This window comes from Flavobacterium sp. FG68, from assembly GCF_057808895.1.
In genome coordinates this window covers 56,754-78,797 of record NZ_JBMDIY010000030.1, presented here as the reverse complement: position 1 = coordinate 78,797, position 22,044 = coordinate 56,754, and the positions used below count along the sequence as shown (strand labels likewise).

General features: G+C 33.7%; 22 protein-coding genes and 1 riboswitch. Of the genes, 7 read left to right on the top strand and 15 right to left on the bottom strand.

The features are described from left to right. Positions 1-503 precede the first annotated feature (503 nt). Genes ACODSB_RS18090 through ACODSB_RS18075 form a run of 4 tightly spaced genes read right to left on the bottom strand, consistent with a single transcriptional unit; the run spans position 504 to position 2,587 of the window. Positions 504-1,040, bottom strand: coding sequence for a DUF4252 domain-containing protein (locus tag ACODSB_RS18090; RefSeq protein ID WP_488938061.1), 537 nt, complete (start codon positions 1,038-1,040; stop codon positions 504-506). A gap of 2 nt (positions 1,041-1,042) precedes the next feature. Then, positions 1,043-1,618, bottom strand: coding sequence for a DUF4252 domain-containing protein (locus ACODSB_RS18085; protein WP_488938060.1), 576 nt, complete (start codon positions 1,616-1,618; stop codon positions 1,043-1,045). 17 nt (positions 1,619-1,635) lie between these two features. Beyond that, complete coding sequence (locus ACODSB_RS18080; RefSeq protein WP_488938059.1) at positions 1,636-2,091, bottom strand: hypothetical protein; 456 nt, start codon at positions 2,089-2,091, stop codon at positions 1,636-1,638. Then, a complete protein-coding gene (locus ACODSB_RS18075; RefSeq protein ID WP_053474321.1) occupies positions 2,078-2,587 on the bottom strand; it encodes an RNA polymerase sigma factor in 510 nt (169 codons plus the stop codon). The genes ACODSB_RS18080 and ACODSB_RS18075 overlap by 14 nt, the downstream gene beginning before the upstream one ends. Before the next feature lie 161 nt (positions 2,588-2,748). Between ACODSB_RS18075 and ACODSB_RS18070 the strand changes: the two genes are divergently transcribed. After that, a complete protein-coding gene (locus ACODSB_RS18070) occupies positions 2,749-4,185 on the top strand; it encodes a S41 family peptidase (protein WP_488938058.1) in 1,437 nt (478 codons plus the stop codon). A 103-nt stretch (positions 4,186-4,288) separates the two neighbouring features. On the opposite strand, the gene ACODSB_RS18065 is transcribed toward ACODSB_RS18070, so the two are convergent. The 8 genes from ACODSB_RS18065 to ACODSB_RS18030 all read right to left on the bottom strand — a co-directional run bounded on the left by ACODSB_RS18065 (position 4,289) and on the right by ACODSB_RS18030 (position 12,098). Next, positions 4,289-5,326, bottom strand: a complete 1,038-nt coding sequence (locus tag ACODSB_RS18065) for a YncE family protein (protein WP_488938057.1) — start codon at positions 5,324-5,326, stop codon at positions 4,289-4,291. A gap of 5 nt (positions 5,327-5,331) precedes the next feature. Next, positions 5,332-7,182, bottom strand: a complete 1,851-nt coding sequence (locus ACODSB_RS18060; RefSeq protein WP_488938056.1) for a TonB-dependent receptor plug domain-containing protein — start codon at positions 7,180-7,182, stop codon at positions 5,332-5,334. Positions 7,183-7,209: 27 nt separating this feature from the next. Next, positions 7,210-7,411, bottom strand: a riboswitch (cobalamin riboswitch). A 66-nt stretch (positions 7,412-7,477) separates the two neighbouring features. Beyond that, a complete protein-coding gene (gene cobC, locus ACODSB_RS18055) occupies positions 7,478-8,014 on the bottom strand; it encodes an alpha-ribazole phosphatase (RefSeq protein WP_488938055.1) in 537 nt (178 codons plus the stop codon). Beyond that, positions 7,999-8,784 (bottom strand): adenosylcobinamide-GDP ribazoletransferase, encoded by a 786-nt coding sequence (locus ACODSB_RS18050; protein ID WP_488938054.1) that lies wholly within the window; start codon positions 8,782-8,784, stop codon positions 7,999-8,001. The genes cobC and ACODSB_RS18050 overlap by 16 nt, the downstream gene beginning before the upstream one ends. Positions 8,785-8,961: 177 nt before the next feature. After that, positions 8,962-10,641 (bottom strand): nicotinate-nucleotide--dimethylbenzimidazole phosphoribosyltransferase, encoded by a 1,680-nt coding sequence (cobT, locus tag ACODSB_RS18045; protein WP_488938053.1) that lies wholly within the window; start codon positions 10,639-10,641, stop codon positions 8,962-8,964. Between the two features lie 128 nt (positions 10,642-10,769). Continuing rightward, entirely contained in the window at positions 10,770-11,294 is a 525-nt protein-coding gene (cobU, locus tag ACODSB_RS18040) for a bifunctional adenosylcobinamide kinase/adenosylcobinamide-phosphate guanylyltransferase (protein WP_488938052.1), read from the bottom strand. A gap of 30 nt (positions 11,295-11,324) precedes the next feature. Continuing rightward, positions 11,325-11,705, bottom strand: a complete 381-nt coding sequence (locus ACODSB_RS18035) for a four helix bundle protein (RefSeq protein WP_488938051.1) — start codon at positions 11,703-11,705, stop codon at positions 11,325-11,327. A gap of 30 nt (positions 11,706-11,735) precedes the next feature. Next, on the bottom strand, positions 11,736-12,098 hold the full coding sequence (locus ACODSB_RS18030) for a C1orf53 family protein (protein ID WP_053474313.1): 363 nt from the start codon (positions 12,096-12,098) through the stop codon (positions 11,736-11,738). 95 nt (positions 12,099-12,193) lie between these two features. Between ACODSB_RS18030 and ACODSB_RS18025 the strand changes: the two genes are divergently transcribed. The 3 genes from ACODSB_RS18025 to ACODSB_RS18015 all read left to right on the top strand — a co-directional run bounded on the left by ACODSB_RS18025 (position 12,194) and on the right by ACODSB_RS18015 (position 15,274). After that, positions 12,194-13,336 carry an ABC transporter substrate-binding protein gene (locus ACODSB_RS18025; protein WP_256635882.1) on the top strand — a complete coding sequence of 381 codons (1,143 nt, stop codon included), beginning with the start codon at positions 12,194-12,196 and terminating at the stop codon, positions 13,334-13,336. A gap of 1 nt (position 13,337) precedes the next feature. Continuing rightward, positions 13,338-14,366 (top strand): FecCD family ABC transporter permease, encoded by a 1,029-nt coding sequence (locus tag ACODSB_RS18020; protein ID WP_488938050.1) that lies wholly within the window; start codon positions 13,338-13,340, stop codon positions 14,364-14,366. Between the two features lie 131 nt (positions 14,367-14,497). Next, positions 14,498-15,274, top strand: coding sequence for an ABC transporter ATP-binding protein (locus ACODSB_RS18015; RefSeq protein ID WP_488938049.1), 777 nt, complete (start codon positions 14,498-14,500; stop codon positions 15,272-15,274). 106 nt (positions 15,275-15,380) lie between these two features. On the opposite strand, the gene ACODSB_RS18010 is transcribed toward ACODSB_RS18015, so the two are convergent. From ACODSB_RS18010 to ACODSB_RS18000, 3 genes are read right to left on the bottom strand one after another with little or no spacing between them, the layout of a single operon-like run. Beyond that, positions 15,381-15,836, bottom strand: a complete 456-nt coding sequence (locus tag ACODSB_RS18010; RefSeq protein WP_053474310.1) for a tRNA (cytidine(34)-2'-O)-methyltransferase — start codon at positions 15,834-15,836, stop codon at positions 15,381-15,383. Positions 15,837-15,887: 51 nt separating this feature from the next. Then, a complete protein-coding gene (locus tag ACODSB_RS18005; RefSeq protein ID WP_488938048.1) occupies positions 15,888-16,469 on the bottom strand; it encodes a pseudouridine synthase in 582 nt (193 codons plus the stop codon). Between the two features lie 60 nt (positions 16,470-16,529). Then, complete coding sequence (locus ACODSB_RS18000; RefSeq protein ID WP_488938047.1) at positions 16,530-16,736, bottom strand: hypothetical protein; 207 nt, start codon at positions 16,734-16,736, stop codon at positions 16,530-16,532. Positions 16,737-16,864: 128 nt separating this feature from the next. Between ACODSB_RS18000 and ACODSB_RS17995 the strand changes: the two genes are divergently transcribed. The 3 genes from ACODSB_RS17995 (at position 16,865) to ACODSB_RS17985 (ending at position 21,851) form a co-directional block, all read left to right on the top strand. Further along, positions 16,865-17,239 (top strand): hypothetical protein, encoded by a 375-nt coding sequence (locus ACODSB_RS17995; protein ID WP_053474327.1) that lies wholly within the window; start codon positions 16,865-16,867, stop codon positions 17,237-17,239. A 149-nt stretch (positions 17,240-17,388) separates the two neighbouring features. Beyond that, positions 17,389-18,141, top strand: coding sequence for an SDR family NAD(P)-dependent oxidoreductase (locus tag ACODSB_RS17990; RefSeq protein WP_488938046.1), 753 nt, complete (start codon positions 17,389-17,391; stop codon positions 18,139-18,141). Positions 18,142-18,440: 299 nt separating this feature from the next. After that, positions 18,441-21,851 (top strand): choice-of-anchor J domain-containing protein, encoded by a 3,411-nt coding sequence (locus tag ACODSB_RS17985; protein ID WP_488938045.1) that lies wholly within the window; start codon positions 18,441-18,443, stop codon positions 21,849-21,851. Positions 21,852-22,044 lie beyond the last annotated feature (193 nt).

Genomic DNA, 22,044 nt, shown 5'->3' with positions numbered 1-22,044 from the left:
CGCATAAGACGCACTGCTGTGCGCCTCTACGATATGCTTTGTCTATATATTTTGTGTTATTTGCTGATCGAAAAATTTATATAATTCTATCCCAATTTTCCGTAGAGACGCACAGCAGTGCGTCTACGTCCAATATTCACGTTTGCTGTTCTTTGCGCATAAGACGCACTGCTGTGCGCCTCTACGATATGCTTTGTCTATATATTTTGTATTATTTGCTGATCGAAAAATTTATATAATTCTATCCCAATTTTCCGTAGAGACGCACAGCAGTGCGTCTACGTCCAATATTCACGTTTGTTATACTTTGCGCATAAGACGCACTGCTGTGCGTCTCTACGATATGCTTTGTGTTATTTGCAGGTAGACTAAGAGAAATAAATTCATCCCCAATTTTCCGTAGAGGCGCACAGCAGTGCGTCTAAGTCAAGTATTCACAATATGATTAAAATAAAAAAAGCTCCCATTTAAGGAGCTTTTTTTCGATTAAAAGTAAGATGTTTTTATTTAATCAATTGCTGTAAAGGTTTCAATTGTTCCATGTCTATTTTTGATTCTTTCAAAACAGACATTAAAGTCATAATGCTATTCGGGTTCATATTGTTTCCTAACACACGAACAACGGCAAAACCATTTTCTTTTCTGTTTGCAAAAACTATGAATTCTTTGATGTTGTCATCAGAGCCGACATAACTAATTGATGCGCCGTCTTTACCGGAACCAACTTTCATTAATTCCTGATATTTTGGGTCTTTTAATATGGCCTTAACCTTATTTCGTTCTGCTTGAAATTGCACCTGATTTTTATCATTTGCTTTAAAAGCTAATATGTTCATTTTGTCGAATGAATTTATGGCTTCTTTTTGCTCTGCAGACAATTTAGTATTGTCGAGATTTAAAATAGAAGGCGAAACATCGAGTGCAATAAAGTCTTTTTTGTCTGTGTTTTCGACAAAATACTTTTGCAGTGAAGGCTCAGAATTACAACTTACAAAAGTTAGTAATGCTAAAATGGCTGTGGTGAAAACGTTGATTTTCATGATTATCTTTTGCTTTTAGAAGCTTTTTTCAAGTCAGTTCCGCCCGGAAGCTGCATTTTGTCTGTAAGTACAGAGATTTCATTTAAATCGAAATTACCTGTAAGTGACAATAAAACAGATTCTTCGCTTTTTGCTCCGTCAACAAACATTAGTAATTCTTTAATTTGAGTATCTGTAGCGCCAGATTTTACCATTATCCTAACATTTTTACCGCTGTCGTTGATACGCATAAGCTCTTCTAAACCAGCAGATTTTATGTATTTATCTGCAGAAGCTTTCATATCTGCTTCAACTTTAGGGTTTTTTGTGGTAAACACTTTTAAGTAGTCTAATTTTTTAATCAGGTTAATGTATTGCTGTGTTTCTTTATCAGAAGCATCAACTTTTACTTTACTCATTAAATCAAACATTTTTTTGTTTACAATTACTGATGTTACATCGTCCTGACCGTCATATTTGTCAAAGGCACTTTGAGCATAAAAAGCTTGTGTAACGAATGCGAAAACTAGAGTTATGATGAAATTTTTACTCATGCTTTTTATATTGTTTTTTCTGTATTCGTGAATCGTTGATTTCATTTTATTTTTGTGTTTAATTACTGTTTAAAAATTTTGTTTTTTGATTGTTCATATTCGCCAATGTATTGTACACTTTCAATACCTACATTAACATTGTTCGACAATAGAGCCAAAGCTTTTTGCGTTGCTGCAAGGGCTTCTTCCGGATCGTCGTAGGTTCCTAATTCTGACTGTGCGACAACCGGAGTTGTTTTTTCACCTGCAAAATAATAGGTTCCAATTCCTAGTAAAACAACAACTGAAGCTGCAATTGATAACCACGCCACATTTCGTTTTTTAGTTTTTAGTGGGATCTCCTGCGTTGATTTTTGTTGTTTTACCTGAGAGAAATAACCAAAAATGGGTTTGTACTGCTCCAAATGCTGCGCAACATCTGATGAAGAAAAATAATCTTTTAATTGATTTTCTTCGGCAATAGAGGTTTCTCCCTGAAAGTATTTTTCTAATATATTTTCTATTTTATCTAATTCCATAACTGTGTGCATTTACCATTGATTCTCTTATTTTTTTTCTTGCTCTCGAAAGCGCCACCCGAATTGCGGTTTCGTTCATATTTACGATTTTTGCAATTTCTTCAAATTCATATTGTTCTACATCCCGTAACTGAATTAATATTTGAAGCTGTTCCGGCAGCTGATTTATAATTTTTCCAACCCATTCTAGACTATCAGCATCCTCTAATTTCCGGTCTAACTGCGGCTCACGATCTGTAAAATTATTATGGACAATCTGGAGGTTTCCGGCTCTTTTAGATTTTAACTGATCCAAACAATAATTTTTTGTCATGGTCATGGCCAGTGCTTCAACATTATTGTAAGTGTCCAGATTCTCTTTTTTATTCCACAATTTTACCATTACTTCCTGAGTAGCGTCTTCGGCTTCCTCGGTACTGGTAAGCAATCGTTTTGCCAGACGAAAAACTTTGTCTTTAAAAGGATTAACTAATTCTATAAACACATTCTGGTTCATAAATTAAAAGGTTATTCGTTAGCTTATATAGTCAAGACGAGCCACAATTATTTTTGTTACAGCAATAATGTAAAATTTTTTTAGGTAAAAAGAATACTACTTAAAACTAAAGGTAGTATTTTTACGTTAATAGAATACCAAGACACCGAAACCTAATTTCTATGAAACCAATTTTAAAGGCAATACTATTTTTGTTTGTACTAACATTTGCTTTGCAATCTTGTGAAGATGAGGATGATGTTAGAGCTCCCGCGGAGTTACAGGTAAACGATTTTATATGGAGAGGATTAAATACGTACTATTTATGGCAGGCTGATGTACCTAATTTAGCCGATGACCGCTTTGGTACAAAAAGTGAATTAAACTCTTTTTTATCTGGATATTCGCATCCAGAAGACTTATTTCAGGATTTATTAAACAAACCGGTAAGCAAATATCCAAGTAATGCTATTGATCGTTTTAGCTGGATTGTAGAAGATTATACGGTTTTAGAACAAGAACTTAACGGCATCACTAAAAATAATGGTGTTGATTTTAAACTAACCAGAGTTGCCGAAGGTTCTAATGATTTAGTAGGTTATGTTCGTTATATTATCCCAAACTCTGATGCTTCTGGTAAAGATATTAAAAGAGGGGATTTATTTACAGGTGTAAACGGAACTAAATTAACTGTTTCAAACTATCAGTCATTATTATTAGGACCTGATACTTATACTCTAAATTTTGCCAGCTATAATGGCTCTTCTTTTGTTTTAAATGGAAAATCACTTTCTTTAACTAAAACAACTTTAGAAGAAAACCCAATTTTAATCAATAAAGTAATTACTTCCGGCAGTCATAAAATTGGTTATTTAATGTATAATGGTTTCTATCAGGACTATGACTCTCAATTAAATGAAGCATTTGGTGAATTAAAAGCACAGGGTGTTACAGATTTTATTTTAGATTTAAGATATAACGGAGGTGGTTCTGTACGTACGGCAACACGTTTGGCAAGTATGATTACGGGACAGTTTGACGGTGAAATATTTTCGAAAAGACAATATAATTTTAAAGTCATGGCCGCATTTAATACTGAAGGACTAGAGAAGTTAAATGAAAGATTTGTTACCAATTTTGGCGGTAATTCTGTAAATAGCTTGAATATGGCTACGGTTTATGTTTTGACAACTTCAAATACGGCGTCTGCAAGTGAATTGGTTATAAATGGATTAAAACCTTACATCAACGTTGTTCAAATTGGCGAAACCACTATTGGTAAAAACGTTGGCTCAATGACACTTTATGATTCGAAAAGCTTCGATAAAATAAATGTAAATCCAAATCATAAATATGCCATGCAGCCTTTAATTTTTAAAATTTCTAATGCTGCAGATTTTGGAGATTATACAGGAGGATTGGTTCCAACTTATGTTCAGTATGAATACATAAATAATTATGGTGTTTTAGGTGATCCTTCTGAACCATTGCTGAATTTGGCAATCTCTAAAATTACAGGTTCTGCTGCTAAGAAAATCCAAACAGATCATAACGCAGTTTTACCATACATAAGCGATTCTAAAAAAATCAACGGATTACGAAACGAAATGTATCTGTAATGCTCTAAGGAGTTTTAAAAATATAATAGAAATAAAAAAAAAGGCTTTCAGAAATGAAAGCCTTTTTTTACCAAAAACAAATAAAAACTAATTCTAAAGTAAATTAATCATTAAAGTAAAAACCGTTTGGACCCACTCCAACAGTTAATTCTTTTTGTAAACTTCCAGTTAAACTGTATATGTATGCTTTGCTGTCAGCTTTAAAATCTCCGCTGTCAGCTATATAAATAAGGTTGTTGTTAACTGCAAATCCATATAAATAACCTAAACTAGGCGTTACGATTGCAGTTGTTGAAGCTTCAGTTGCACTTGTACCAATAGCGTAAACTGAATTGCCTACTGTATAATAAATTTTATTGTCGTAAACATCTAAAAATGCTGCTCCGTCTAATGACTCAGGGAATGTGATTCTGGAAATAGAGTTGTCTGCTAATTTTACTTTTACAATTTCGCTTCTGTCTTCATAAGGACTTCTTAAAATATATAAAGTCCCATTATTTTCTTCGATACCATCTGCACTTGAACCAATTGCTACTGGAGCCTCTAATGCTTTTGTAGCAATATTTACCACTAATAATTTATCATTATTATAAGGTTCAGTAATATATAATTTACCATTTTCTTCTACAAGTCTGTTAGCTGTTGCGTTTAAGTTAATTTTAGACTCATATGTATTTGTAGCTAAATTGATTACAGCAACATAATCATCAGTATTTCCGTTTGGATTACTTGCTGAAAAATAAGTATTAGCATTAGTTACATACGCTTTACCATCTTTTACAACACCATATCTTGGATTTGCAAGTCCAGTATCGATTTTAGCAATCAATTTAAATGTGTATTTGTTTACCACATTTATAACATTTGAACCACCTGCAATAATATAAGCTCTGTCTCCGTCAAAAAAGATATTTTGAGCATATTTTCCAAGTAAATCTGAACCGTTTGCAGCAGTGTAAACATCTTTTTCAAAAACGTTGAAATCATTGCTTGAAAAAGAAACACTTCCTTGTCCTGCGCTTCCTTCGTTTAAAATAAGGAATCCGTTTTTATATTCTACCTGGTCATTATCGTCATCACTCGAACAAGAAACGAATAACGAGACGCTAAACGCCATTAAAAGTAATTTACTAAGTTTCATAATTATTAAAATTTTAGAGTTAAATACATATTGAAATTTCGACCCGGCATTGGTCTGTCTTCAAGGCTTTCATAATTTTTATTGAAAATGTTTAAAACTTGAAAACCAAGTTTGAAAGAGTCAAGGAATTTAAAATCATAATCGATTCCGACATTTGAAATGTTGTAATCGTTTATAATTTCGTCCGGATTATTATCGGCTCTTGTATAAACAAAACCGTTGTATAAAAATTGGTAATAAGCAGAAATCCTGTTTCTTGAATAAGCGACAGAAGCCGTTACTTTATTATAAGGAACAAAGAAAAGCTGCTTTTTAGTGGCTTCATCTTTTGAAGCGGTATACGCATAAGAAGCATTGGCACTTAAGTTATTTTTACCGAATTGTTTTTTCCAGCTCAATAAAGTTTCAGCACCGTAACTATTAACGTTGTCTTTATTTGTTGGACTCCAAATGCCGTTTTTGCCCGGAACCCATTGCAGTAAATCTTTAATTTTCATGTAGTAGAAAGTCTGCGTAAGCGAAATATTTTTGAAAGTAAACACGTTTCCAATTTCTGCCTGATACGAACTTTCTGGTTTTAAATCAGGGTTTCCGCCTTCGTCCCAATACAAATCATTATAAGTTGGAATTCTGAAGTTTCGGGATATATTCAGTTTTAAATTGTACAATTTACTGAACTGATACGAAGATCCTAAAGAGAACAAAACCGGAGATTTGTAATTATCTGTAAACTCTTTTCGAACACCAAGTTCGTTTTTCCAGGCTTCAGAGAAATCTTGTTTGACCAATATTCCTGCTGAGCTGATTTCGCGAACGTGATCGCCAAAACTGCTTCCGTAACCTTTAGTTCTGTTATAGTCTAAAATTCCATTTATTTGGGTTGATTTGAATAAAGTATATCCTAAATCCACTTTTGTAATTAAACTTTCAGTTTTTCCGTAAGTGTAGATGTTGGTTGAATTATCAGCAAAATATTGATAGTTTTCAAAGATATACGCTGTTTTAAAATTGGTTTTAAATTTTCCAAAATCACCGTCGTATTCTAATAAACTTCGATTGAAACCATTTACATATTTGCTTTTCGTTTCCGTTTCTACAACTAACGAAGTATTTCTATCTGTATTTGAAAACTGACTATAAAGCTTTAAGGTGTTTTTTGAGTCGATTTTATAACCTGCATTAGCGGTCATGGTTATAATATCGTATTGTCCGTTTTGGTTCCAGCGCTGTTCGCCTCGCCAGGTGTAACGGTTTAAATACTTGTAATCGTTTGTGGAGCTGTTTTTAGAAAAACCAATTTGTGCACTCCATCTTTCGTTAGAAATATTCGTTTTATAATTTATTCCAATAGTATTGAAACTTCCGTAATCTAGTTTTAAATTATTCTCAGACCGATTATAAAATGCCAGATCGTTGTTTAAATGCACGGTTCCGCCAATGGCACCGCTTCCGTAAATAACACTTCCGCCGCCGGCTTTTACACTAATCGAATTATAATCAGAACCCGAAATTGTGTTGAAATCGGTGCTTCCGTTCATTTGCGAATTAATATTGATTCCGTTCCAGATTACAGCCGTTTGAGAAGAGGTAGTTCCGCGAAAAGAAACTGTAGAAAGCATTCCGCGTCCGTATTCTTTAAAATAAATAGTTGAATTGAAATTTAAAAGATCAGTCAGTAAAGCTTCATTTTTATTAATAATCGAATCATTAAGCTTTAAAACGGATTGGGAATTGGAGTATTTTTTCAGATTAGCATCAGAAACTACAACTTCTTTTAACTTAATAGAATCGCTCTGCGCCGAAATCAATTGGCACAACATTACAAGTAAAAAAGCAAAACGTATTCTTAAAGTCATAATTTCTACACTCTTTTTCCCGAGAGCTCGATATTTGTTACAAAGGCAGGTCTCCTGGCTCGCGTCTTGTTGTTTACCTTCCCATTCGCCAGCGCGAGCAGTGGTTTTGTAGTTTACAACAAGCATTCTTTTTAGAACTAAGCTTACAGTTGCGGGAACAGCTCAAGATTTTACTTGATTCCCTTTTAATGTGTTTTGTAAAAACACAACCTTAATTTGCTGCAAAGATAAAGTTAAAATTATTGAATATTCAAATTTGTTTTACTATTTCAATTAAATTCTAAACAAAACTAAATTAAAATGTAATTTTTATGACTTGTCCAAAATCGACTTTATTTTGAAAAGCCTCTTTTAATGGCAGTGAAGTTTGATGACATAATACGCTTCTAATAATTCCGGCATGCGCTACAATAATGATAGGCTGCTGAGTTTTCTGCAGAATTTGTTCTGCTAAAAAATCACCAACTCTTTGATGTAATTCCACAAATGATTCACCATTTAAAACTTGAATGTTTACAAAATCTTCCATCCACGGATTTAATTGTTCTGGCGGAATTTCGTTCCAGTTTTTCAATTCCCAGTCGCCAAAATTCATTTCTTTCAAACGATCGTCTTCCTGATAAGAAATTGTTTTTATATTTTGCTGAATGTGTTTTGCTAAAATAGAACAGCGTTTTAGCGGACTTGAAAAAATAATAGCTTCAGTAGGTAATTCTGAAACAATTCGGTTAAAAATTTTGTCAAAAGGTTCCGCAATATTTACATCAGACTGGCCGTAACAAATTCCTTTTTCGCAGATGGTTTCGGTGTGGCGAACTAAATAAATTTCCATATAAAAAGAATACTTAAATAATAAATTACTTCGCACACCTGCTGTGTTGCACCAAGACAATCTCCCGTATAACCGTCAATCCATTTTTGAAAATATCTTGCGAGAAAATATCTGGTTATAAAAACAGGAATTAAAACTAAGAGAACTTTATAATTGAAATAGGAGAGTCCCAATAACGGAATTAATCCAAAGAAAAAAGACCCGAAAACTTCTTTCCAACTATGTTGTTTAGCAATTGGTTTGCTTTTGCTCGAAGCGTCATCACGAGAATAGTGATGCGTAAAAATAATGCTGATCGCCGCCAAACGACTTAGAGAATGTGCCGAAATAAATAAAAGGAAAATCACTAAAATGTTATTAGTGAAAAGTAAAATAGATTCAGAAAGCAGTTTGAATTTCGCCAGAAAAAGTAAAACCAATCCAATTGCTCCATAAGCACCAATAGCGCTGTCTTTCATAATCATCAGGATTTTTTCTTTAGTCCAGCCGCCGCCGAATCCGTCGCAGACATCTGCAAATCCATCTTCATGAAATGCTCCGGTTGTTAAAACTGAAATTATTATTGAAAAAATTACAGCTGTTTCTGTTGAAAGAAAAAGAGAGAAAATATAAAAAGCCAGAAATGAAATCGATCCAACAATCCAGCCAATAATAGGAAAATATCTTGTTGCTTTATTTAAATAATCCGGATCGTGAGTAATGTTTTTTGGACATGGAATTCTGGTGTAGAACATTAAGCAGGTGAAGAAAATGTGTAGTTCTTTTTTCATTAATTATTGTTTTTCTATTTAGTATGTCATTTCGACGAAGGAGAAATCTCCGCAAGTAGCTCGACAAAGATTGGTTATATGGATTGCGGAGTTACTTGTGGAGATTTCTCCTTCGTCGAAATGACAAAAATGAGTATAAATCATTAATGAACATAATTATTTATGCTCAATTGAAGTTTACTTCCTACTAACCCCAGCACTTTCAAAACTAGCCATTTCATTCAAAAAAGCCTCAGCCGATTTTAAAATAGGAAAAGCAACCGCACAACCCGTTCCTTCGCCAAGACGCAAATCTAAATTTAAAATAGGTTTAGCGCCAAGATAATCTAATAATTTTTGATGCGCTTTTTCGGCAGAACAATGGCAGAAAATGGCATTTTTTTTAATATCAGGATTTATTTTAGAGGCAATTAGATAAGCAACAGAACAAATAAAACCATCAACAAGAATCAGCATTTTATTTTCGTAAGCCGCTAGCATTCCGCTAGCCATCTGAATTATTTCAAAACCTCCAAAATAGGCGATTTGTTGTTTTAATTCGGCTTGACCGGAATAATTCCCGATTGCTTTTTTTAGAATATTTTGTTTATTTAGCAGTTTTTGATCGTTAATTCCGGTTCCTTTTCCAACACATTCTTCGATAGAAAAACCAGTTAAAAGACTCATTAAAACCGATGCTGTTGAAGTATTTCCAATTCCCATTTCGCCAAAACCAATACAATTTGAACCTGTTTTAGCAATATTTTCTACAATTGATTTTCCTTTTTCAAAGCACAAATTCAATTCTGTTTCGCTCATTGCGGGAACATGCAGAAAAGATTGTGTTCCTTTTGCAATTTTGGCATTAATTAATTTTGCATTTGTTGGAAAATCATAGTTTACGCCCGAATCTACAATCGATAATTCGATATTGTTTTGTTTGCAGAAAACATTAATTGCTGCGCCGCCTTCCATAAAATTATTTACCATTTGGCGCGTAACATCTTGCGGATAATCGCTCACGCCATGATTAGCGATTCCGTGATCTGCTGCAAAAACAACAATATTAGGATTTATTATTTTCGGATTTAAAGTTTCAAAAACGGACGCCATTTGAAAGGCCAAAGTTTCTAACGTTCCAAGTGAGCCGACGGGTTTTGTTTTTGAATCTATTTTTTCTTGTAAAAGTGTACCGAAATCAGTTTTGTTCTCAACTTTACTTGAAGGTTTTAAATCAAAATCAGAAATATTGATTTGATGAATTTCATTGATTTCTTTACAGTCTGCAGTTTCAGATTTTTGTTTCCAATGCAGTTGTTGCAGCATAGGCTGATTGCCGTAATTTGTGGCAGGTTTACCAATACAGAAATAGCCAAGCGGTTCTATATTTTCTGGTAAATCAAGGATTTTTTTAAACTGAAAATAGTTTAAAATCGAAACCCAGCCCATTCCGTAACCTTGTTCAGTTAACGAAAGCCAAATATTCTGCGCCGCACAAACCGAACTAAATTTCACCGCTTCATTACTGCCAATAGTCCCAATAGTAAATTGATTTAAAACAGAACGATCATAAGCAATGATAAGTCCAATTGGAGCTTCTTCAATTGCTTCTAATTTTAAGGATCTATAAAGTTCTTTTTGTTCTGGATTATCGGTAAGTTCTTCGGCTTTTTTATTATAGTCTAAAAACAGGTTTTTAATAGCACATTTAACTTCATCGGATTTAATGATATAATATCTTGTCGCATCAGTCAGTCCAACAGAAGGCGCCCAATGTCCGGCCTGTAATGCTTTTTGAATTACTTCATCAGGAACTTCATCGGTTGTAAAATGTCGGGTATCGCGACGTGATTTTAATATATCGTCTAAACTAGTCATAAATTCCAATTTTTTAAATTCCAAATTCCAATTCAGCTGAAATTTAAAATATAAGTAAAGATAAAGTATAGCCTTGGAATTTGGGATTTAAATTTTGAATTTTCCTTTTAAAGATTGGAATTTGGAATTTAAATTTTGGAATTTTCTCCTTTGATCTTGACTGGAATTCCGGAAACCATCAAAACAACTTCATCTGCATTTGATGCTAAAAACTGATTCATCCAGCCTTGCAGTTCGGTAAATTTTCTGCCGATTTCGGTTGAGGCATGAACACCCATTCCAATTTCGTTGGTTACAATAATTAGTGTTGCGTTTTCCTGATTGGCAATTGAAAGAAATTCTTTTTTTGCTTCTTCTAAACTTAAAGTCACATCGTTTTTATTATCTACAAAAAAGTTGGTCAGCCAAAGCGTTACACAGTCGATTAAAGCAACTTTTCCGGAAAAGTTTATTTCGCTTAAATGTTTTTCTTTTTCAATATTCGTCCAGCGTTCGTCTCTTTCCAGTTGATGACGATCAATTCTATTTTGAAAATCTGAATCCCATTTTCGGGCTGTCGCCACATATATTGGATTGTTTGAAAGTTGTAAAGCTAAATTTTGGGCATAACTGCTTTTTCCTGACCGCTCGCCTCCAGTTACTAAATATATCATTTATAATGGTTAATTATTGATTGTTAATTATTAATTTAATTTAGAAACTTTTTTTGCTTCTAAATGATTTTTGGAAGTTTTAAGAATACTCGTTATTAATTTCAAAATTGAAATAGCGTCATTATTAATATTTTCGAATTCCTTTTCATTTAAATAATCCGTTGCTTTTAATAATTCTAACCAATAAACAGTTTCATTAGCTTCTTTCTGAGCAATTGCAAATTTATGAATGAAGTCACTTTTGCTTTCAGCATGTTCAGCTTCTCTAATCATTGCGCCAACGCTAGTTCCCGATCTCAGAAGTTGTTTAGAAAGTATAAATTCTTTTTTATCATTATTTAAATATTGATATAGCTTGACAATTCTGATCGCAAAATCAAAACTTTTATTTTTAATAACGTTGTTTTTCATAATTAACAACTAACAATTTATAATTAACAATTAATACGGGCAATGTCTGCACTTGTTTCCGCAGCAAGTTCCGCGTTTTAAATGAAACCAAGCTTTAAAAACCATGTTGCCATCTTCTGTATAATAGTCAATTCCCTCAATTAGTTTTTCTGTTTTGGGTAAAGATATAGCTTTATTTTTAAGAGCATTTTTAGGAGTGATAGTTTCAATATAAGCATCGATTTTATCTTCGCATGCTTCTTTAAAACAAACGGGACAAAGACAGTCTCCTCCTTCAGAAAGATTGAAAATAGGCGGGTAATCATTACACCAGCATTTATTTTCAACCGAAATGTCTCCACAGCTGAATTGAGATTCACAGCTTGAGCAAACTTTAATTTTTGTGGTATTCATGTTGCAAAGATACAAATTGTTGAATTTTGTAAGAATAAAGATAAACAAAAAAAATAGAAAATACTTTACCTTTGTTCCTTTCGAAAACGTAAAATATGAGACATTTATTCCCTAAATTGATTTTTATTTCTTCTTTTTTTATTCTCTTCGGATGTAAGAAGAACGAAACGAGCGAAGTAGCTAAAATTGAAACTGCAAAAAATAGTATCGAATATGCATCTGGACTTTCTATTGTAAAATATGATGATTATTCAGTTGTAACAGTTTCAAATCCATGGCCTAACGCAAATAAGGATTTTAAATATATTTTAAAAGAAAAAGAAGCAAAAGTTCCGGATAGTCTTCAATCTTATACTACAATTCAGGTTCCGTTAGAATCTGTTGTGGTAACATCAACAACCAATATTCCGTTTTTAGAAATGCTGGAAGTAGAAAATAAATTGGTTGGTTTTCCTCATACCGATTATATTTCATCTGAAAAAACAAGAGCCTTAATTGACAAAGGTTCTGTGAAAAACGTTGGACAAAATGAAAAATTAAATATCGAACAATTAATAGAATTATCGCCGGACTTGATTGTGACTTTTGGAGTTGACAATAATAATCCGATGCTGGATAATTTGAAAAAAAGCGGTTTAAATGTTTTAATTCAGGGCGACTGGATGGAACAATCGCCGCTTGGAAAAGCAGAATGGATTAAACTTTACGGAGCATTATTTGGTAAAGAAGATAAAGCAAAAGAATTGTTTGATAAAATTGTTGAGAGTTATAATCAGGCTAAAAAACTAGCTGCAGAAAAAACAGCAAATTCAACCGTTTTATACGGATCAATGTATGAAGATGTTTGGTACGTTGCCAAAGGAAACAGCTGGGTTGCCGAATTTATGAAAGATGCTCACGCTAATTATTTATGGGCAGATTTGAAAGGAACGGGAAGTGAAGGTTTGTCTTTTGAAAAAGTTTTAGATAAAGCAAAAACGGCAAATGTCTGGATTGCTTCGGGTTCTTTTAAAAGTTTAGATGAATTGCAAAAAGCAAACCCGCATTATAGTGAATTTGATGCTTTTACCAATAAAAGTGTTTATAGTTTCGAAGGGAAACTCGGTGCAACTGGCGGAACGGTTTATTATGAATTAGCACCAAGCCGTCCGGATTTAGTTTTAAAAGATTACATTAAAATTTTTCATCCTGATTTAATGTCGAGCTACGAATTTACTTTTGCATCAAAACTGAATTAAATTGGCAAACAAAAAACGAAATACCATTTTATTTGTCGTTTTGGCTTTAGGTCTTTTATTGATGTTTTTTGCGAGCATTAGTTTAGGATCTGTCACGATTCCGTTAAAAGATGTTTTTACGAGTTTAACCGGAGGACATGCGACAAAATCAACCTGGGAATATATCATTATCAATTATCGTCTGCCAAAAGCCATCACCGCAGTTTTAGTGGGAACGGGACTTTCGATAAGCGGACTTTTAATGCAGACTTTATTTCGGAATCCACTTGCTGGGCCTTATGTTTTGGGATTAAGTTCCGGAGCTAGTTTAGGCGTTGCTTTTGTGATTTTAGGTGCAGGATTTCTGCCTTCGTTTTTAAGTGTTATTGCTTTATCGTCATACGGAATTGTAATTGCTTCTACTTTCGGAAGTATATTAGTTTTATTGTTGGTTTTAGTAGTGTCACAAAGATTACGGGACACAATGGCCATTTTAATTGTCGGATTAATGTTTGGAAGTTTTACAACGGCAATCGTAAGTGTTTTGACTTATTTCAGTACGGCTGAACAATTGCAGAAATTTACTTTTTGGTCAATGGGAAGTCTAGGGAATCTTTCCTGGCCAACCATTGGAATTTTGACGTTCTGTGTTGGAATTGGATTGCTTTTAAGTGCTAAAAGTATTAAACCTTTAAACGCTTTGCTTTTAGGAGAAAACTATGCAAAAAGTATGGGTTTGAATTTTAAAAGTGCAAGGTTAATAATCATATTTGCAACGAGCATATTATCGGGAGCGATTACGGCTTTTGCCGGACCTATTGCTTTTGTTGGATTAGCGGTTCCGCATATTGCAAAACTGACTTTTCAAACTAGTAATCATACTATTTTGTTTTGGAGTACTTTATTTTTCGGATCGATTATAATGTTGTTTTGTGATATTGTTTCACAAATGCCTGGATTCGATGTTACGCTTCCAATAAATGCCATAACGTCTATAATTGGTGCGCCCGTTGTGATTTGGCTTTTGGTAAGAAAACGAAATTTCCAATAATTATTAGCCCACAGATTTTACGGATTAAACGGATTTTCACAGATTATTTTTTAATCATTTTAATCCTTATAATCTGTGGCAAGAAAAAAACTCAGCAACTTAGTATCTTAGAACCTTAGCAACTTTAAAAAATGATAAGTATTTTAAAAACTTCAAATTTAAATATTGGATATAAATCCAAAAATGCGGTTGTGACTATTGCTGAGAATTTAAATTTGAATTTAAGTTCTGGAAAACTCATTTCTTTGATTGGAGCAAACGGAATAGGGAAATCGACTTTATTGCGAACCATTACCGGAATTCAGCATCCTTTATCTGGGAATGTTTTTTTGAATGATAAAAATATCTCAACATATAAACCTTTAGATTTAGCGCAGAATTTAAGTCTGGTTTTAACCGAAAAACTGCCGCCAAGTAATCTTTCTGTTTTTGAATTGGTGGCACTTGGTCGTCAGCCTTATACCAATTGGGTGGGAACTTTAACCCAAACTGATATCGATAAAGTTCAGGAAGCCATGCAGCTGACGCAAATTGAACATCTTTCTTATAAAAAGTATTACGAAATAAGCGATGGACAATTGCAAAAGGTTTTAATTGCCAGGGCTTTGGCACAAGATACTCCGCTGATTATTTTAGATGAACCAACAACACATCTTGATTTACTTCATAAAGTTTCCTTGTTTAAATTATTGAAGAAACTAACTCAAGAAACTCAAAAATGCATTTTGTTTTCAACACACGATATTGATTTGGCAATTCAATTAAGCGACGAAATGATTGTCATGACACCAGAAAATGTGGTTCAGGACGAACCTTGCAATTTAATTTCAAATGGAAGTTTTGCTGCTTTGTTCAAAGATGAGCATATTATTTTTGATGCCGAAAAAGGGAAGTTTATTGTTACCTGATTCTTTTCCTGCAAGGTTTTTCAAACCTTGTAGGTATTTGTTATTTATTGCGCGCTTTTAAAATTTATACCTACAAGGTTTGAAAAACCTTGCAGGAAGATCGAGATTACTTTTTCAATCCAATCTGTCTCTTAGCTTCGCCAACTACAAAAGCAACAGAATTCGCAATATTAAAAGAACGAATAAGCGGAGACATAGGAATCGTTAAATGATTTTCAAATCGGGCCATAAATTCCTTGCTCAAACCAACGCTTTCTTTTCCGAAAACTAACCAATCACCATCCTGAAATTCATTTTCTAAATACGATTTATCAGAATGAGAACTCATTAAAAATACACGAGAATGATCAGGAATTTGAGCAATCCATTCTTCAACATTTTGATATTCGGTTACATCAAGGTGTACCCAATAATCCAAGCCTGAACGTTTTAGGTTTTTATCATTAATTACAAAACCAAAAGGATGAATTAAATGCAGTCGGCTTTCAGTTCCTACGCACAATCTTCCAATGTTTCCGGTATTATTTGGTATTTCTGGTTCTACAAGAACAACGTTCAGCATTTTTTTGAATTATGAGTTATAAGTTATGAGTTTTCAAAAATTATCTAATTATCAAATTGACTCATTATCTAATTTAAAATCTTTTACTTCTAAAACCTCACCGGCTTTTAAGTTCTGCAAATATACATTTCCTATCCGAACGCGAACCAAACGTAATGTAGGAAAATCAACTGCGGCGGTCATTTTTCGAACCTGACGAAATTTCCCTTCGTTTACAGTAATCGAAGCCCAGGAAGTCGGGCCGTGTCGTTCGTCCCTGATTTTTTTTGCCCTTGGTCCAAAATCAGGAATTTCAGTAACAATAAAAGCAGAACAGGGTTTTGTTTTGTATTTTCCGCCTTCAAAACCTATTTCAACACCTTTTTGCAATTGTTCAATCGCTTCGGGCGTAATTATGCCGTCAACCTGAACATAATATTCTTTGTCGACTTTTTTACTTCTTATCTGCTCGCTTACCTTACCATCGGTTGTTAGCAAAAGTAAACCTTCAGAATCTTCATCTAATCGGCCAATTGCCATTGTGCCTTCGGGAAAATCATGAAGTTCGCCCAAAAGCTTTTTCTTTCTTTTCAATTCATAAATAAATTGGCTTAAATAGCCGTAAGGTTTAAAAAGAATGAAGTGTCGGTGCATGTTTTATTTTTTGCAAAGATAGCTTTGTTCTGCAAGTATTAAAGTAAAACTGAGAATCGATTACTCGTTTTTTGCTTTCATCTTTTTCAGCCATTGATAAACAAACCAGATTACCGTGATTCCGAATACAATTAAAAGCGGAATATAATAGTTTTGGAAGAAATCATGAAAATAACTTCCAATAAAAATATAGATCGAAGCCATGCACAATTTTATCAGAATAAATTCGGCATTTGACCAGCTTGTTTTGATTTTAAGAAATTTCATAAGACTGTTTTTTAGTTCATGATTAAAGTTATGAAAAATGCTTTTTAAACTAAATGCTATGTTAAACAACTTTCTTTTAAAATTTAGAATTCGTAATATTAATATAGAAAATCAAAATAATAAAGGATATGGAAACTAATAATCTAGGCTCTAAAAAAATAAATGGAGTACAAAAAGATATCGATGAAACGAAAGGGAAAAATATTTCACACGACGGAAAAGCAGATGATGCTAACCTGAAAAAAGAAGTGGTTGCAGATAAAGACGGAAACAAAGAAGTTGTAGACAGGGCGAGAAATGAAAATGAAGATATTCAAAAAGTTAAAGACGATGTAAATCCAAATAATCCAAATGCAAACCGCGGTGTTTCTAGTGATGAAGAAGCAAAAAAGACAGTCGAAAATAAAGACAGAAATTCTGATGTTGAACCAAACCGCTATCCAAATTCGCATCCGGATAATCATGAAGATCGCGGCAATATGAAATTAGACGAAGATAAATAATACGGAAAATTTTCTGGAATTACGAGGTTTTAATGCCAAATAACATTTGATTATGATAAAGTCTTAATTTTATTGTAAACCCCGTTTTTGCTATGGTCAGCCGTCAATATCTTCGTAAATTACAGCTACAAAATTTAAATTTAAAGAATATGGCACTTTTAGAAAACAAAGTAGCTTTTGTATCTGGAGGCGGTTCAGGAATTGGACGCGCAGTTGCAGAATCCTACGCTAGAGAAGGAGCAAAAGTTGTAGTTTCGGATATTAATGTTGAACACGGAGAAGAAACCGTAAAAATTATAAAAGAAAGCGGAGGAGAAGCCTTTTTTGTAAAAGGTGATTCGTCGAGTGCAAGCGATAATAAACATATGGTTGAGGTTACGGTTTCAAAATACGGCCGACTTGATATTGCCTGCAACAATGCTGGAATGGGCGGTCCGGCAAAACCAACTGGAGAATATGAACCCGATGCCTGGGATCGCGTAATTGCGCTTAATTTAAGCGGTGTTTTTTATGCCTGTCGTTATCAATTAGAGCAAATGGAAAAAAGCGGCGGAGGAAACATCGTTAATATCGCTTCTATTCACGGACAAGTTGCTGCTCCGTTAAGTCCGGCTTATACGGCATCTAAACATGGAGTTGTAGGTTTGACTAAAAATATTGCGGCAGAATATGCTCAAAAAAATATTCGTTGTAATGCCGTAGGCCCCGGTTACATTGAAACAGCATTGCTAAAAGATAATTTGAATAAGGATGCAATGAACGCTATTGCTGCAAAAGCGCCAATGAATCGTTTAGGAACGGCTGAAGAAATTGCCGAACTGGTAACTTTTTTAAGTTCTGAAAAATCTTCTTTCACCACAGGAAGTTACATTATTGCCGATGGAGGTTATACTGCCATATAATTTTCGGTATAAATATTTACGAAAAAAGCTGTTCTGTTTAGAGCAGCTTTTTTATTGCAAAAGAATTTTAAAATAAAGTTTTTTCTTATAAAAAATAAAATACTGTTCTTGGATTTTATAATTATTAAAAATAGTGCGAAAACGCATTCTGCCTAAATCAGGAAAATTTTAGAATACCAAATTAGATTTACTGTTAATAAAATATTTATGTAAAAACTTACAATTAATTTAAGTTTTTACAATATTCCCTTAACTTTAAACAATATAACTTTGATTTCTAAACCCCTATTTTTAAATTTATGAAAAACATTTACTCAATTCGCCATCTCGTGGCCTTTTTAAGTTTTTTTTGTTGTTCACTAAGTCTGGTTGCGCAAACCTTTCCAACACCTCAGGATTTGCCATATCAGCAAAATTTTTCTATTGCTCCTAGTGTTACAGCATATCCTGCTGGATTTCAAGGATGGACAGCAAGTACAGTTCCAGGATCTGCTTTTAATACAAATGCAGTATTAGTGGCAGACAGACCTTTAGTTGCAAGCAGTACTGCCGCAACTACAAGTGGTAATTTTCATAATTATGATGGCAAAATTGGTTTCTTAAATACTGGTTCATTAGACTTAACAATTGGTTTTGCTTTTGATGCAACTGGAGAAACAGCAATACAAGTGCAATATGATGCAATGACAATTCGTAACCCATATGATGTCGCTGCAAACAGTTCACGTATAAACGAAATGGTTTTACAATATAGAGTAGGTACAAGTGCGCCTTTTATTTCATTATTATCTACTGCTTATGTAAATAATGATGTAAAACAGACCACTGCCGTTACAACACCTCAAAACTCGAGAACCATAAAAGTAACTTTGCCTGCAGATTGTGATAATCAGCCAATAGTTCAAATTAGATGGATTTCAAGACAAGTTTCAGGATCAGGTTCGCGTCCTTCATTTGCAATTGATAATATCGATATTAAAAGCGATGTTGCAGCTCCGGTAAATGCATCAGGATATCCAAAAGCAGATAATATTTTAGCACAAAGCTTTGATTTTATTAATAAACTAGACGAACCTGCAAAAACGTATTATGTATTATTGCCGGGCGGAAGTGCAGAACCTACAATTGCTCAGATAAAAGCAGGACAGGATGCAGCAGGAACGGCAGCTTTACAATCTGGATTTTTAGATATTACAAATGCATCTCAGGAATATGTAAAAAGTTTTACAGGATTAAGTTTAAGTACAGCATATTCTGTTTTTTCAATTTCTGAAGATCCTTATGGAAATGTTCAGTCTACAGTAAATAGAATTGATGCCGCAACTTCAAGCGTTGCGCTTCCTAATTTAGTTCCTTCGGTTGTTTCTTTAAATTTAGGTTTTTCTGAAGCAAATTTTGAATCAGATGTTTTCTCATACCAGCTTCAAGGTTTAAACCTTACTGATGATGTTGTTTTAAATTCAACATCAAATTTTACTATCTCTAAAGATAATATAACTTTTGCGTCGACATTAACTTTTGCGGCTGCTGATTTTGCTTCAAATGCCACTCCAACTGTTTATGTAAAGTTTACACCAAATGCAGTCAACAGTTTTACCGGCGAAATAACGCATGAATCAAATGGCGCTGCAACAAAAATTGTTACGCTGACAGGAGTAGGAATTAATCCGTACATAGAGGGATTTAATGATCCTAATGTTTTATCTAACAGCGGATGGACACAATACAACGTTGCCGGAACCATAAACAAATGGTCGCCAACAACGGTTGCAAGAAATGTAAATTCAGGAACTGGAGCCGTTTTAATGAACGGATTTTCAGATACCGGAGCGAGCAAAGACTGGTTGATTTCGCCAAAATTGCATTTAGATACCTTTACTCATTTTGCATTATTATCTTTTTACTCTCGTAAATTTTATGCAGGTCCAGGTTTAAAATTAATGGTTTCTACAGATTATGATGGAAAAAGCAATCCGGAAACGGCAACCTGGGCAGAAATAGATGGTAAATTTCCAACCGTAACCGGAACGTATACACAATCACAATATATTGATTTAAGTGGTTTTAAAACTGGCAGCACATATGTTGCATGGGTTTATGAAACTACAGCTGGAGGAAATAACTTCGCAGCCGAGTGGTCATTAGATGATGTTGCAATTACCAATGAAACAGGTTATGTAAATGCAAATCCTGTTCTTGATTTTGGAGATGTTGCACAAAATACAATTTCGGCAAGCCAGTCTTTTATTTTTAAAGCCGAAGGTTATGGAGACATTACAATTACAGCTCCGGCAGATTATCAAGTGTCATTAGATAATATTACATTTCAATCAAGCGTAATTGTCGAAGCTACAGAAGCTGCAAATGGCAAAACAATCTATGCAAGATTTACACCTTCATCAAAACAATTAATAATTCCCGGTCCATTAACAGTAACCGGAACTGGATTAAACAAACAAATTGGTTTATTGACAGGTTCTTCTTTACCAAAAGCAGATACATATGATGTGGTAACGTATAATTTAGAATTTTTTGGAACAGATGTAAAAGGTACAGACGGAGTAGAATTTGGCCCAACAGATGATGCCTTGCAAATTGATAATGTTGCCAAAGTAATGAACAAACTAAATGCAGATGTTTATGTAGTTCAGGAAGTTTCTGATGATCCGTCGATTGATGTTTTAATCCAAAAAATAAACATTAACGGAAAAACATTCGGCAAAACAACTTCTACATCTTGGTCGTATTCTTTTGATGCACCAGATCCAAATTTCCCGCCGCAAAAACTAGTAGTGCTTTATAACACGCAGACAACTTCTGTAAAAAAGACTCGTGTTATGTTTAAAGAGTTTTATGATGAAGTTCGTGCCGGAACAAAAACGTTACCGAATTATCCTGGCGGAAATGGCTCAAGTTTTTTCTCTTCTGGACGTTTACCGTATTTGGTAACAATCGAAACCAATATGGGCGGATTTACAAAAGAAATCAATTTGGTTGATCTTCACGCACGCGCTAACAGCGGAAGCGATATTTCACGTTATAACATGCGTAAATACGATGCTCAGGTTTTAAAAGACAGTTTAGATGCACATTATTCAAATTCTAATTTAATTATTTTAGGAGATTACAATGATGACGTAAAAGCATCAGTAATTACGCCAAATCCTTCTTCTTACGAAAGTTTTGTTACAGATACGAATAACTACAATCCACTTACTTTAGGAATAAGTCAGGCTGGAGCTTACAGTTTTTTAAGTTCAGGCGGATTTCTGGATCACATTATAATTTCTAATGAATTAAGTGATGAATATATTCCAAATTCCATTGCAGTTTATGACCCGCGTAATGATATTCCAAGTTATACCACAACAACGTCAGATCACGGGCCTGTAATTGCTCGTTTTGAATTAAAAGAAGATGTTTTATCAACTCCTGATTTTGGATCTAAAAACGGATTTTTTGTAAAAGCATATCCAAATCCGGCAGTTGATGATTTAAATTTTGCAGTAAAAACAAGCGAAAACAGAAATCTAAAACTAAGACTTTACGATATAAACGGTCGTGTGTTAGGAAATCCTATTGAAATTAAAAGCAGTCAGGAACTTTCAAACACCGTAATGTCAGTTCGTAATTTATATCCGGGACTTTACATTTATACTTTATCAGAAAACAATAAAGTGATTTATAAAGAAAAAATCCTGAAAAAATAAGCTAAAGATTAATTCATTAAAATTATTTTTGTTTTTAATAAATTAGTCTTTTACAATTTTGAAATAGATTGGCTTATCATTCCGTCGGAATGTTTCGTTGGTAGAAAAAAACAATAGCAAGCAGTGTTTACGTTCCGTAGGAACGTTTGATATGATATTGAAAAAAATGATAACAAAATGAAACGTTCCTACG

What these genes read in the sequence shown, in the direction of transcription:
- ACODSB_RS18030 (WP_053474313.1), bottom strand. Translation starts at nt 12,098, where the DNA reads ATGAATACCACAAAAATTAAAGTTTGCTCAAGCTGTGAATCTCAATTC.
- cobU (WP_488938052.1), bottom strand. Translation starts at nt 11,294, where the DNA reads ATGATATATTTAGTAACTGGAGGCGAGCGGTCAGGAAAAAGCAGTTAT.
- ACODSB_RS18035 (WP_488938051.1), bottom strand. Translation starts at nt 11,705, where the DNA reads ATGAAAAACAACGTTATTAAAAATAAAAGTTTTGATTTTGCGATCAGA.
- ACODSB_RS18000 (WP_488938047.1), bottom strand. Translation starts at nt 16,736, where the DNA reads ATGAAATTTCTTAAAATCAAAACAAGCTGGTCAAATGCCGAATTTATT.
- ACODSB_RS18070 (WP_488938058.1), top strand. Translation starts at nt 2,749, where the DNA reads ATGAAACCAATTTTAAAGGCAATACTATTTTTGTTTGTACTAACATTT.
- ACODSB_RS18080 (WP_488938059.1), bottom strand. Translation starts at nt 2,091, where the DNA reads ATGGAATTAGATAAAATAGAAAATATATTAGAAAAATACTTTCAGGGA.
- ACODSB_RS18085 (WP_488938060.1), bottom strand. Translation starts at nt 1,618, where the DNA reads ATGAAATCAACGATTCACGAATACAGAAAAAACAATATAAAAAGCATG.
- ACODSB_RS18050 (WP_488938054.1), bottom strand. Translation starts at nt 8,784, where the DNA reads ATGAAAAAAGAACTACACATTTTCTTCACCTGCTTAATGTTCTACACC.
- cobT (WP_488938053.1), bottom strand. Translation starts at nt 10,641, where the DNA reads ATGACTAGTTTAGACGATATATTAAAATCACGTCGCGATACCCGACAT.
- ACODSB_RS17990 (WP_488938046.1), top strand. Translation starts at nt 17,389, where the DNA reads ATGGCACTTTTAGAAAACAAAGTAGCTTTTGTATCTGGAGGCGGTTCA.
- ACODSB_RS18075 (WP_053474321.1), bottom strand. Translation starts at nt 2,587, where the DNA reads ATGAACCAGAATGTGTTTATAGAATTAGTTAATCCTTTTAAAGACAAA.
- ACODSB_RS17995 (WP_053474327.1), top strand. Translation starts at nt 16,865, where the DNA reads ATGGAAACTAATAATCTAGGCTCTAAAAAAATAAATGGAGTACAAAAA.
- ACODSB_RS18005 (WP_488938048.1), bottom strand. Translation starts at nt 16,469, where the DNA reads ATGCACCGACACTTCATTCTTTTTAAACCTTACGGCTATTTAAGCCAA.
- ACODSB_RS18015 (WP_488938049.1), top strand. Translation starts at nt 14,498, where the DNA reads ATGATAAGTATTTTAAAAACTTCAAATTTAAATATTGGATATAAATCC.
- ACODSB_RS18065 (WP_488938057.1), bottom strand. Translation starts at nt 5,326, where the DNA reads ATGAAACTTAGTAAATTACTTTTAATGGCGTTTAGCGTCTCGTTATTC.
- ACODSB_RS18090 (WP_488938061.1), bottom strand. Translation starts at nt 1,040, where the DNA reads ATGAAAATCAACGTTTTCACCACAGCCATTTTAGCATTACTAACTTTT.
- ACODSB_RS17985 (WP_488938045.1), top strand. Translation starts at nt 18,441, where the DNA reads ATGAAAAACATTTACTCAATTCGCCATCTCGTGGCCTTTTTAAGTTTT.
- ACODSB_RS18060 (WP_488938056.1), bottom strand. Translation starts at nt 7,182, where the DNA reads ATGACTTTAAGAATACGTTTTGCTTTTTTACTTGTAATGTTGTGCCAA.
- ACODSB_RS18010 (WP_053474310.1), bottom strand. Translation starts at nt 15,836, where the DNA reads ATGCTGAACGTTGTTCTTGTAGAACCAGAAATACCAAATAATACCGGA.
- ACODSB_RS18025 (WP_256635882.1), top strand. Translation starts at nt 12,194, where the DNA reads ATGAGACATTTATTCCCTAAATTGATTTTTATTTCTTCTTTTTTTATT.
- cobC (WP_488938055.1), bottom strand. Translation starts at nt 8,014, where the DNA reads ATGGAAATTTATTTAGTTCGCCACACCGAAACCATCTGCGAAAAAGGA.